Genomic DNA, 12,049 nt, shown 5'->3' with positions numbered 1-12,049 from the left:
CTATGAATAAAAAAATAAGGCAATCGATTAAAAATCGGCTGCCTTATTTTTAATTTTATGTAATTGTTTATAGAGAAAGATCGGAGGGAAATAAATGAAACTTATATTAATATTTGGCCCACAAGCAGTTGGGAAAATGACAGTGGGTCAAGAATTAGCAACATTAACCGGTTTAAAACTTTTTCATAACCACATGACAATTGATTTAGTAAGTCCAATTTTTGATTACAGTACGACAGAAGCAAAAAGGCTAGTAAGTTTATTTCGTAATGAAATATTTGAAGAAGTATCTAAAAGTGATTTATCTGGAATGATTTTTACGTATATATGGGCATTTGACCTCCAATCGGATTGGGATTATATACATTATGTAGAAAGTATTTTTGAATCAAAAGGTGGGACAGTGTATTTTATAGAGCTGGAAGCGGAATTAGATGAAAGATTAGAACGGAATAAAAGTCCGAATAGATTAGAACATAAACCGAAAAAAAGAGATATTGAGTGGTCTCAAAATAATTTGAAAGAGACGATGAAAAAGCATAGATTAAACTCTCTTCATGGTGAAATTGAAAAAGAAGAGTATATAAAAATTAATAACACGTATTTGAGTGCAAAAGAAGTAGCGGAAATGATTAAAGAGAAGTTTCAATTGTAAAATTTTTGAAGTCTATTTCGTTTCCATTGTCTAAGCATTCTCCTACTAATTACATATACTATTTATGTTAAAATCGGTCGCTATTTTAATATATATAACTATACAGGGAAGAGGAGAGAATAAATTTGGAAAACGTAGAACAAGATAGAATTGAAAATCAAGTGTATTCAAATCGTGTAGTAAGATCAGAATTTGATGCGAATTGGGAAACTTGTATATCAAAGAGTGGTTATGTAATTTATGTAGCAACAAGTAATAATGCTGAAGTAATAGTGCTTCTTGCAGATGGTTCAAGTAAATTATTAATTTTTGAAAAAGGCGGTAAAGTAGTAGTAGGTGGCGGTGGAACAAGTCATTACAGTAAGCCGCATATTGCAATAAATATTTAAGGTAAAACATGTTAATTGAGAAGAAGCTGGAAAACGGTTAGTCATTCATATTTAGAGAATGACTAACCGTTTTTAAATGTGGTTTTTGAAGAATTATATAAGCAATATAAAAAGCATTTCCTATTTCGGCAAATGCTTTTTATATGTTATAGTATAATAGTGTCCTAAAGTAATGTTATTTTAATATATTTCAAATTTTGTTGTGTATTATTTTTATATTAAATTAGCACCTAAAGTATTTTTTTATATAAGGAGTAATAATTAGAGAAATGAAAAATATAGACTTTATACTAGAAAGTGATGAGGCATTAAAACCGTCTGAACGATTAGTGCTATTATTATTAGAGAAGCATAGAATGTTATATACGAACGATCTATTGGCATTATCAAATTTATCATATAAAACATTAACAGACTCATTAACGGCGCTTGTTTTAAAATCGTATGTGTTAAAGGAAACAGGTAAGGGAAGAAGACAGAATTGCTATAGATTAGTATGATAAGGCAGCTGTTTTAGAGAATTTTACATATGTTTTTTTCAAACGTAAGGTGAAAAAAGTTTTTTGTTTTCAAACGAAAAACTCACTATAAGAGGGACGAAGATAGTGGCGTTTCATTTTTGTAAACGTAATTATTTCTTCATTGAAAATACAAAAAATAAACCGCATAAAACAGAAATAAAAAAACAATCCATTTTTAAAATGGATTGTTTTTTTATTGGAATAATATTATTTGATATGTTGAAAGCATGAATAGCAGAATAAACATTACCTGTTTTATTTCATGCAACTGAACAAATATGATGAAAACTATGTGTATAGTTTTTTGCTTGCTTTTTCAGTAACTCTAATGAAATCATGGTCTTCATTGTTTAAAGGCAGTATTTTTAACATTATTGCTATTCAGCATTAAGCACAAAAAGGGATATATAATATTATTATGTAAACTTAAGGTTTTAAAAGGAAAATGTAATAATTAATAGAACATGTAGAAGGAGATGCTTAAATAGTTTGAAGGATGGGAGATTATTATGGAGCATTTACAATCAATAGCACAAGCTGTTATAAGTGGTCATAAGGGAAAAGTAGTGAAGTTTATAAAGGCGAGTCCAAGTATTGTTAACGAATGTAGTGAAGATGGCTGGACACCACTTCATTTAGCAGCTTATTTTGGACAAAAAGAAATAGCGAGTTTTCTTTTAGAAAGCGGTGCAGATATACATAGTAGAGCGAAAAACGAAAATGAAAATACGCCTTTGCAAGCAGCAATCGCGAACAAGCAAAGTGAACTTGTTGCTTTCTTAATTGAAAAAGGATCAAATGTAAATATTATGCAAAGTGGTGGCTGGACAGGACTTCACGAAGCGGCATTATTAGGAAATGAAGAAATAATTATGCTACTCCTTAAAAATGGAGCTAATAAGATGATAAAGAAAAATGATGGGAAAAACAGCGTATGATATTGCATTAGAAAAAGGATATGATCACCTTTTACATCATTTGAAACAGGAAGTGAACTTATGATGAATAAATGGAGTGTTGGTATATTTTTATTTAATGAAGTAGAAGTGTTAGATTTTGCAGGACCATTTGAAGTTTTTTCTGTAACTGAGGTGAATGAAGAAAAACCATTTACTGTTTATACAGTTAGCGAGAATGGAGAAATGATTACAGCAAGGAATGGATTGAAGGTACAGCCAGATTATAGTATTGAAAATTTACCACCAGTGGATATTTTAATAATTCCGGGTGGGCTAGGTGCTAGAAAATATGAAATAAAAAATGAAATAGTAATAAAATGGATTCGCCAACAAATGAAAGAAGTAAAGCTGATGACTTCAGTTTGTACAGGAGCGTTATTACTGGCGAAAGCAGGTTTACTGGAAGGGTTAAAAGCAACAACACATTGGGCTAGTATTGAAAAGTTTAAAAATGAGTTTCAAAATGTTGAAGTTATAGAAAATGTAAAGTTTGTAGATGAAGGACATATTATAACATCTGCCGGAATTTCAGCTGGAATTAATATGGCATTTCATATTGTGAAAAACTTGTTAGGTGTGCATGTTGCGGAGGACACAGCGAAGCGAATGGAGTATGATATTAGTTTGCCAAATTAAAAAGCCCGGATTGGGCTTTTTATATTGAATGAATATAGTTAAGCTCTTCATCACTCAAAATAGGGCGAACAGATGCATTTGCATTTTCTTGTGCTTGCGTTCCTGACTTCGCACCAGGAATTACAACACTTACTGCCGGATGAGAGAGTACATAGCGAAGTGCAAGTTGCCCTAGGGTCTGATTTTTTTTTGAGAGCAACCGAAGTTTCTCTACGGTTTGTAAGTCTTCTTGAAACCAAGTTTCATTTGGCCAATCTTTGCGTAAATCTCCATCTGGAAAAATTGTTTTATTTGTAAATTTTCCAGTTAAAATGCCCATTTTTAATGGACCACGAATAACAGCCCCTAGATTTTTCTCTTGTAAGAATGGTAATATATCTTTTTCTGGTTTTCGATTTAATATATTGTAATCAAGTTGTACGATATCAATTTCGTTGTTGTTATTGAAATGATGAATGTATTGTAAATCATGAGTCGAAACACCGACTGCTCTTACTTTGCCATCACGTTTTAATATGTCAAATGCACGTAGAAATGCTTCTGTTTCTCTACGATTATGCCACCAAATATGACAAAAATAAAGATCAATATAATCTGTTTGAAGACGTTGTAAACTTGTTTCAAATACGGCGATGATTTTTTCAGGAGTATCATATACAGGAACGCCATTAGTGTCGTAGTGATGTCCGATTAAACCACCTTTCGTTGATAGTATAATATCATTACGATGTCCTTTAATCGCGGTAGCCACCAACTTTTCACTATGTCCTAAACCATACACATCCGCAGTATCAATAAAATTCACACCACACTCAATGGCTTTTTTTATAGCAGTTATAGATTGTTTATCGTTAACAGGTCCCCATTCATCACCACCGATTGCCCATGCCCCAAAACCTATTTCAGAAACAGTTATTCCAGTGTTACCTAATGTGCGGTAATGCATATTTCCCCTCCTTGTAAGCATGTTATAACATGGATATGTAGGGAAGGAATTTTGTGTGTGAAAAAACTCTTCTACAATAGTAGAAAAAGAATTACAGAAACTACTATTTTATAGCAGCATGTATAAAAAAAATCGGTGTAAATATGGAAATGTCGTCGAATGCTATCTTTAATTGGTTAATTTATGGGATATTTTTGTGAAGGAGTTTATTTTATAAGAATAGAATTTAGTTTAGTAAGAAAACGTGCCGATGGTAGTGAAAAATATGGGTTAGGGGGATTTGAATGAGGAAACTCAAACGAGTAAATGTTCCTAATATACCAGAGCAGTTATCACAACCTAGTGACAAGCGTAGGATAAATAAAAAGAAGTTAAGGCGACTTATTTTAATGGTCCTTTTTATTGCAGCAACTACTCTGTACGTTCAATATATTTTAACGAAACAACAAGAAGTAATTGATAAGAAGAAAGGTACGATTACGGATCAAAAGGAACAATTAGTATCTTTAAAGAAAGATAAAGATTCTTTAAAGACTAACATAGAAAATTTAACAGACGATGAGGAAGAAATTTTGAAGTTTGCGAGAAAAGAGTATCAATTTTCTAAGTCAAATGAAACTATATTTGTGATGCCCAAGTAATGAAAAAAATAGTTAGCCGTCGCTAACTGTTTTTTTTATGTATGAATGTAATGGTACAAGGAATAATCACATATTGTAAAAATGAAGAGTTTAAGCTATTTTCATAGATATGGAATATGCACTAAAATAAATGTTGTTAAAATTCTGTCAATTATATTATAATACAAGGTAAGCGGATACATTTTTTGATCAACGTTGAGTTCCTCGCTCATACGACTATTAAGAAACCCGTTATCCTCGTATACGAAAGGAAGATAGCTGTTGTACGCTTCAAATACAATTTATATCGTAGGGGATGCGAAAGCACCTCAAAATAATCCCATTACTGAAAAGTTTAAAAGCTATTTCGTAGCATTTGTACTTGTTAAGGATACAGGGGAAATTGTAGATGTAGACTGCTCAGCGACAATTGCATTAACATCTCAATTTGTTAAATATTTATTTCTACATAAAAATATAAATGACCCGGCGTTAGTAATGGAAGTAAAGAACCGATATTTCGGCTCTTCTCAAAAAGCGTTACTTGTAGCGCTAAAAGATGCACAGAAAAAATATAATCAGATTGCTGCTTTGTCTACTCAATCATAGACAAAATCCAGCCGTAAGAATCATTCTTATGGCTGGATTTTTTTATTTCACATTATCATCCTACATCAAAAGTAAACGGAAACAAAGTAGAGAGATAGGAGAGTAAATGCCCAATAGGTTTACTTAATAATCTGTGGGTATAAATCTCCGGTGGATTAAAATTTCACTTCATTGGAGAACGAAAGGATGAACAAAATGAAAATTACAGATGTAAAAGTAAATCGTAGACGTGTAAAACTTCATACACCGTTTAAAACCGCGCTTCGTACTGTAACAGAAATTGAAAGTATAGATGTTTATATTCATACAGATGAAGGAGTGATTGGTAAGGGAGCTGCAGCCGCAACGCCAGTTATTACGGGTGATTTCACCAGTGGAATAGTAGAAGCGATTTTAGGACCGATGCGTTCATGTTTAATTGGTCAAGATATCATTCAGTTTCAGCAGTTACTACAGCGCATTCAAATGAGTTGTATTAGAAATTCAAGTGCGAAAGCAGCGGTAGATATCGCTTTATATGATGTATATTGCCAATATCAAAAGGTGCCGTTATATGCATTGTTAGGCGGGAAGAAAGAAATTTATACGGATATTACAGTGAGTGTGGATGAGCCTGTATTAATGGCAAAAGAAGCGAAGAAACATATAGAAAAAGGATTTCAAACATTAAAGATTAAAGTGGGTAAAGAGGCGCATTTAGATTTGGAACGTATTGAGGCAATTCGAAATGTGGTACCAAGAAATACGACATTACGTTTAGATGCGAATCAAGGTTGGAGTCCAAAAGAAGCGGTCTCTATCATTCAAGGGATGGAAAATCGTAATTTAAATATAGAATTTATTGAACAACCAGTACACGCGAAAGATTGGGATGGGTTAAAGTACGTCAAAGATCGTGTGCAAACGCCAATTATGGCCGATGAAAGTATATTTTCAGCAAGTGATGCATTAAAGCTCGTTCAAGGAAGATATGCAGACTTAATTAATATTAAATTAATGAAATGTGGTGGCATACGTGAAGCATGGCGTATTGCAGATATCGCAGAAACAGCTGGTGTGAAGTGTATGGTGGGAAGCATGATGGAATCTTCACTTTCCGTTAGTGCTGTTGCGCATTTAGCGGCAGCGCATCCTAATATTCATTATTTTGATCTTGATGCACCGCTTTGGTTAATGGAAGAGCCGGAAGGAATGACTTATTCTGGATCAAAGGTAAACCTTCAATCGACAGTGAATAGTAAGTCTTAGGAGAAGAGACTAGTAAACTATTTTTTTTAGGGGGATATATATGAAAAAAGTAGGAACTGCATTTTTAACAACTTTATTTATATTTTCATCGTTTACATCGGCAAATGCTGAAGAAAAGAAGGATAATAAAGCATTTATAGATGTATCTGCTGCAACGTTATGGACAGCACCTGATGCATTAAGGCCAATCGATACACCGAGTGCAACAAATCCAGTGGATCTATGGAAATGGACGAAATCAATGACACTTGACGAGAAACTATGGTTAACAAATGCAAATAAATTAGAAACACAAGCGTTACTCGGTCAAGAAGTAACTGTTATTGATAAGAAAGGCGAGTGGGTGAAGGTATTAGTGCATGGACAGCCAACGCCACGAAATGAAGAAGGTTATCCGGGCTGGATGCCTGAAAAGCAATTAACATATAATCAAGAATTTGCAGATAAAACAAATGAACCTTTTGTGTTAATAACAAAGCCAACAGCGATTTTATATATAAATCCTTCTGAAAAACATAAATCACTTGAAGTCAGTTATAATACAAGACTGCCGCTATTAAGTGAAGACACAATTTCATACCGTGTATTGTTGCCAGATGGTCAGAAAGCATGGCTACGAAAAAATGATGGAACAGTTTACCGCTCTCAAACTGATATTCCAAAACCGACCGCTGATGATTTAATTAACACAGGGAAAATGTTTTTAGGTTTACCGTATATATGGGCTGGTACAAGTGGTTTTGGATTTGATTGCTCTGGCTTCACGCATACGATCTATAAATCGCACGGCATTACAATTCCGCGAGATTCTGGACCGCAATCAAGAGCAGGGGTTGCAGTTGATAAAGAAAACTTACAAAAGGGAGATTTAATTTTCTTTGCACATGATCAAGGGAAAGGTAGTGTCCATCACGTTGCAATGTATATTGGTGATGGCAATATGATTCACTCACCAAGAGCTGAAAGGTCGGTAGAGATTATACCACTAAATACACCAGGATATATAGAAGAATACGCTGGTGCTCGTCGTTACTTACCTTAAAAATAGAGGGGGTTTTTAAATGAAAAAAGTTGTTCGTTACTCATTAGTTAGTACTCTATTAGTTTCTTCATTTTTAGTTGGCTGCGCAAAAGAAAAAACTACAACAAAGCCGAAAGATGAAAAGAAAGTATTACAGTTACTAGAAACGGGTGAAATTCCGTCGTTAAACTCAGTGAAAGTCACAGATGCAATCTCGTTTAACGTTTTGAATAACGTAATGGAAGGACTATTCCGTCTATCGAAAAATGATGAAGTAATTGAGGCAGGCGCACAAAAATATGAAGTGAGTAAAGATGGAAAGACATATACATTTCATTTGCGTGATGCGAAATGGTCAAACGGAGATCCAGTAACCGCTCATGATTACGTATACGCTTGGAAGCAATTGATTAATCCAGATACCGCTTCTCAATATGCATACATTGCGTACGATGTGAAAAACGCTGAGAAGATAAATAAAAAACAACTAGGTCTAGATGAATTAGGAGTAAAAGCGAAGGATGATAAAACGTTCGTCGTAGAGCTAGAACATCCTGTACCGTATTTTACGAAATTATTAATTTTACCATCCTTCTATCCAATTAACGAAAAATATGCGAAAGAGCAAGGTGATAAATACGGATTAGAAGCAAATAAAGCGGTATATAATGGACCATTTACATTATCAGAGTGGAAGCATGAAGCTAGCTTTACAATGAAGAAAAACGATAAGTATTGGGATAAAAAAGAAGTGAAGTTAGATGAAGTAAACTATCAAATTGTAAAAGAAATTTCAACTGCGGTAAATTTATATGAAACAGATAAAGTTGATAGAGCTGTTATTTCTACAGAATTCGTGGATAAATATAAAAATAATAAAGAGCTAAAACAATATACAGATCCAGTTATGTACTTCTTCCGATTTAATGAAAATGTACCGATTCTTAAAAATAAAAATGCACGTCTTGCGCTAAGTACAGTTTTTGATAAGAAAGGACTTGCGGATTCATTTTTAAATGATGGTTCGGTTGCTGCAAACTATTACGTACCAAAAGGATTTTTAAAGGGACCAGATAAAAAAGATTTTAGAAGTACGGCAGGTGAGTTTAATAAAACTGATGTAAAAAAAGCGAAAGAATATTGGGAAAAGGCAAAGCAAGAAACAGGTACAGATGAAGTGACGTTAGAACTATTAAATTATGACTTAGAAAACTTTAAAAAAGTTGGAGAGTACATTAAAGAGCAGCTTGAGAAAAATTTACCAGGTTTAAAAGTGAATGTGAAATTGCAACCACATACGCAAAAATTAGCACTAGAGAAGAAGAAAGAATATGAAATGTCGTTATCACGCTGGTTACCGGATTATCCAGATCCAATGACTTACTTAGAAGTATTCCTTTCTGGAAGTAGTGTTAATAATACAGAATATGCAAACCCAGAATATGATGCGTTAATTAAGAAGATTAAAACAGAATTAGGTAATGATGAAAAGGCTCGCTGGAAAGCAATGCAGGATGCTGAAAAAATGCTACTTGATGATGCAGTAATTGCACCGGTATTCCAGCGCGGATTATCTTACTTACAAAAACCATATGTGAAAGATTTATATGTACATCAATTTGGTCCAGCTACAAGTTTAAAATGGGCAGATGTACAAAAATAAAAGAATGGGGAAACAGACTTCACGTATGTGATAGTCTGTTTTTTTGTACAGTTCCGAATGAAATATAGACATTTCATATGTTTTTTTACGACTTAAAAATAAAATTATTACTAAAATTCCAGTGTGAAATTTATGTAGAATCTTGTATAATTAACGTGTTTCTATGGAAACATTTTCTTGCGCTATTTCTATAGGATTTAATAGAACAAGGAAGGAAATACATACATGTATATAATAGACAAATAGAATGGAACATCATGTATAGAGAAAAAGGAGAGAAAAGATGGCGTGTCAAAGACAAGGGTTACAAGTTAATAACGATAGAAAGAGGGACAGAAGATGAAAATGAAGCATGCTTTTGGTCCTATAATTTTAGCGTGTGTGCTTTTTTTCATTATCATTCTAATCCCATCGAAAAGTTTAGTATCGCTTATTAGTGATAAGAAGGTAGAAGATGCGGCTACTTCTTTACAAAAAGAGAAATTACAAAGTGTTTTCTTACAGCAAAAAATGTTAGATAATTCACAGTATTTACCGATGTACGGTTCATCAGAATTTTTACGAATGGATGCATATCATCCGTCTAATTATTTCAAAGTAAATCCAGCTGGTTTTACACCGTTTTTAATTGGAACTGGCGGTACACAAAGTTTAGCTCATATTTTAAATATGACATCTACTATGGATGAATTAGAAGGTAAAAAAGTAGTCTTTGTTCTTTCACCACAATGGTTTACAAAGACTGGTGTATCACAAGGGGATTTCACTAATAATTTCTCCAAACAACAAGCATATCATTTTATTTTTAATGATGAGATAAATCCAGAAATGAAGAAGCAAATCGCGAAACGGCTATTAGATTATAAAGTTGTTCAAGAAGATGATATATTAAAAAATTCATTAGAAGGTATTGTATATAATGATACGAAACATAACATAAAAGCAGGTTTAGTTAAACCACTTGCTTATATGCATCGAAATATTTTAGATCATAGAGATTTATTTAACTCTTTATTTAAAATCGAACCGATGAAAGAGAAAACAAATAGCGGACTTCGTTCAATTTCTTGGGAAGACGCACGTAAACACGCAGAACAAGAAGGGAAAGCTGAGTCTACTACAAATACATTTGGAATTGAAAATCCGTATTATCATAAGAATAATCTGAAGAAAAAACTTAAAGGTTTAAAAAACTTTAGAGCAAATGAAACATATGATGAATCACCAGAATATAATGATTTACAAATTATTTTAGATTTATTTAAAGAGAAAAATGTCAAACCGCTCTTTATTTCTGTACCTGTAAATGGGCCTTGGTATGATTATACTGGATTCCCGAAAGAACGCCGTGAAGTGTATTATAAAAAAGTTCGAGAACAGGTTGAGAAAGCAGGATATCCAGTAGTTGATTTCTCTGGCCATGAATATGATAAGTATTTCTTAAAAGATACGATTCATTTGGGCTGGAAAGGTTGGATTTATTTTGATGAAGCAGTGCAGAAATTTTATTCTGAGAAATAAAGTATAGAAATCGGAATGGCTATGAGCCGTTCCGATTTTTTTAGTATAGAGGATTTTGGTGAGGACAATTTGGGAATGCATGTATATCTTGAACCTGTCTATAATCATAATGTTTCATTGCGAACTGAGCTTGATAAAGGTATTCATACACATATAATTGACCATCATGCGCTGAACATAATACGCCGGAAGTTCCTTGCCCATTTATGAAGGAAATACCGATAGGGCGTCCGATTAAGTATGGTATTTTTTGCTGCCAATGCATAGGGGAATCACTCCTTTTTGAGATAATATACGAAAAGAATGATCGAATGGTTGCTTATCCATGTAAATGTAGATGGAAAGGTGTTATATAATTCCTGAAGATTAATTCATATATAAATAAAAAGCCGCTATAACTTCGAATGAATTTATAGCGGTTTTTATTATATTCTTAAGCAAGATTTTTGCGCTTTTTTGTCCATTTTTTTATAACGAAGTATAAAAGTATAAGTACGACGCCACCAATTGCAAATGATTTCACATACGGACCAGCAATATCGTTTATATTCTCCCAATTTTCACCTAGTTTTTCACCTAAATAAATGAAAATAATAGACCAAGGGATAATCGCAAGTGCTGTTAATGTAGTGAAACGTAGTAAAGGCATTTTTGTAATACCAGCAGGAATTGAAATCGCATGACGCACTACTGGAATGAAGCGTGCTGTAAAAATGACGCCAGTTCCGTAACGATTAAACCAATCTTCTGCAGCATCTATTTGTTTTTTATGTATGAAAATATATTTTCCATAACGTTCTAATATAGGGCGTCCGCCGTATCGTCCAAGCCAATAAATAAAGATTTGGGCAATAACACCGCCAATTGTACCGAATACAACTGCGCCTATAAATGAGATACTACCATTGAATACTAAGTATCCTGCATAAGCAAGGACAATTTCACTTGGGATAATCTCAATCATAAGTCCAAGCATAATGCCCCAATAACCTAATCCTTCAAAAAACGTTAATACTGAATGAATAAAACTACTTAACATTGTTGCACCTTCTAATTTATGGATTTTTGAATATATGCCCCTTTACTTAATAATATAAAAGGTTCACTATATGTATATTATACCTTATTCATATAGGGGATTGCTATTTCAATTCTTTTATGTCTCCCATAAGTATTATAGTAAAGGATATAAGCCACGTTTTCATGAAGGGTTAATGAAAAGATTATTAAAAATTTCTTATATATCAATGATAATAAACTG

General features: G+C 33.1%; 13 protein-coding genes and 1 pseudogene. 11 read left to right on the top strand and 3 right to left on the bottom strand.

What is annotated here, in order from left to right; translation table 11 throughout:
- Window positions 1-94: 94 nt before the first annotated feature.
- The 5 genes and pseudogenes from DOS87_RS15295 to DOS87_RS15275 all read left to right on the top strand — a co-directional run bounded on the left by DOS87_RS15295 (window position 95) and on the right by DOS87_RS15275 (window position 3,160).
- Window positions 95-655: an AAA family ATPase gene (locus DOS87_RS15295; protein WP_000767068.1), complete on the top strand. Its 561-nt coding sequence runs from the start codon at window positions 95-97 to the stop codon at window positions 653-655.
- 125 nt (window positions 656-780) lie between these two features.
- A complete protein-coding gene (locus DOS87_RS15290) occupies window positions 781-1,044 on the top strand; it encodes a hypothetical protein (RefSeq protein ID WP_000432422.1) in 264 nt (87 codons plus the stop codon).
- 269 nt (window positions 1,045-1,313) lie between these two features.
- Entirely contained in the window at window positions 1,314-1,544 is a 231-nt protein-coding gene (locus DOS87_RS15285; RefSeq protein ID WP_000789031.1) for a hypothetical protein, read from the top strand.
- Window positions 1,545-2,074: 530 nt separating this feature from the next.
- A pseudogene (locus DOS87_RS15280) lies at window positions 2,075-2,567 on the top strand (ankyrin repeat domain-containing protein).
- Complete coding sequence (locus tag DOS87_RS15275) at window positions 2,564-3,160, top strand: DJ-1/PfpI family protein (RefSeq protein WP_000981426.1); 597 nt, start codon at window positions 2,564-2,566, stop codon at window positions 3,158-3,160. The pseudogene DOS87_RS15280 and the gene DOS87_RS15275 overlap by 4 nt, the downstream one beginning before the upstream one ends.
- Before the next feature lie 19 nt (window positions 3,161-3,179).
- Here the strand turns inward: DOS87_RS15275 and DOS87_RS15270 are convergent, their stop codons facing one another.
- Window positions 3,180-4,106 carry an aldo/keto reductase gene (locus DOS87_RS15270; RefSeq protein ID WP_000559372.1) on the bottom strand — a complete coding sequence of 309 codons (927 nt, stop codon included), beginning with the start codon at window positions 4,104-4,106 and terminating at the stop codon, window positions 3,180-3,182.
- A 284-nt stretch (window positions 4,107-4,390) separates the two neighbouring features.
- Between DOS87_RS15270 and DOS87_RS15265 the strand changes: the two genes are divergently transcribed.
- From DOS87_RS15265 to dltD, 6 genes are all read left to right on the top strand, one after another.
- Complete coding sequence (locus DOS87_RS15265; RefSeq protein ID WP_001228728.1) at window positions 4,391-4,747, top strand: FtsB family cell division protein; 357 nt, start codon at window positions 4,391-4,393, stop codon at window positions 4,745-4,747.
- 261 nt (window positions 4,748-5,008) lie between these two features.
- A complete protein-coding gene (locus DOS87_RS15260) occupies window positions 5,009-5,335 on the top strand; it encodes a DUF3870 domain-containing protein (RefSeq protein ID WP_000271316.1) in 327 nt (108 codons plus the stop codon).
- A 186-nt stretch (window positions 5,336-5,521) separates the two neighbouring features.
- A complete protein-coding gene (locus DOS87_RS15255) occupies window positions 5,522-6,583 on the top strand; it encodes a dipeptide epimerase (protein ID WP_017763261.1) in 1,062 nt (353 codons plus the stop codon).
- Window positions 6,584-6,623: 40 nt separating this feature from the next.
- Window positions 6,624-7,625 carry a C40 family peptidase gene (locus DOS87_RS15250; RefSeq protein ID WP_017763260.1) on the top strand — a complete coding sequence of 334 codons (1,002 nt, stop codon included), beginning with the start codon at window positions 6,624-6,626 and terminating at the stop codon, window positions 7,623-7,625.
- A 19-nt stretch (window positions 7,626-7,644) separates the two neighbouring features.
- A complete protein-coding gene (locus DOS87_RS15245; protein WP_000758265.1) occupies window positions 7,645-9,267 on the top strand; it encodes a peptide ABC transporter substrate-binding protein in 1,623 nt (540 codons plus the stop codon).
- 339 nt (window positions 9,268-9,606) lie between these two features.
- Window positions 9,607-10,788, top strand: coding sequence for a D-alanyl-lipoteichoic acid biosynthesis protein DltD (dltD, locus tag DOS87_RS15240; RefSeq protein WP_000782293.1), 1,182 nt, complete (start codon window positions 9,607-9,609; stop codon window positions 10,786-10,788).
- 40 nt (window positions 10,789-10,828) lie between these two features.
- Here the strand turns inward: dltD and DOS87_RS15235 are convergent, their stop codons facing one another.
- Window positions 10,829-11,053: a hypothetical protein gene (locus DOS87_RS15235; RefSeq protein WP_000558692.1), complete on the bottom strand. Its 225-nt coding sequence runs from the start codon at window positions 11,051-11,053 to the stop codon at window positions 10,829-10,831.
- Between the two features lie 168 nt (window positions 11,054-11,221).
- Window positions 11,222-11,827 carry an undecaprenyl phosphate transporter UptA gene (locus DOS87_RS15230; RefSeq protein WP_000952913.1) on the bottom strand — a complete coding sequence of 202 codons (606 nt, stop codon included), beginning with the start codon at window positions 11,825-11,827 and terminating at the stop codon, window positions 11,222-11,224.
- Window positions 11,828-12,049 lie beyond the last annotated feature (222 nt).

The organism is Bacillus sp. CR71, assembly GCF_003429245.1.
Taxonomy (GTDB): domain Bacteria; phylum Bacillota; class Bacilli; order Bacillales; family Bacillaceae_G; genus Bacillus_A; species Bacillus_A thuringiensis_S.
The sequence above is the reverse complement of the archived record's forward strand: the minus strand, read 5'-3'. Positions and strand labels throughout refer to the sequence as shown.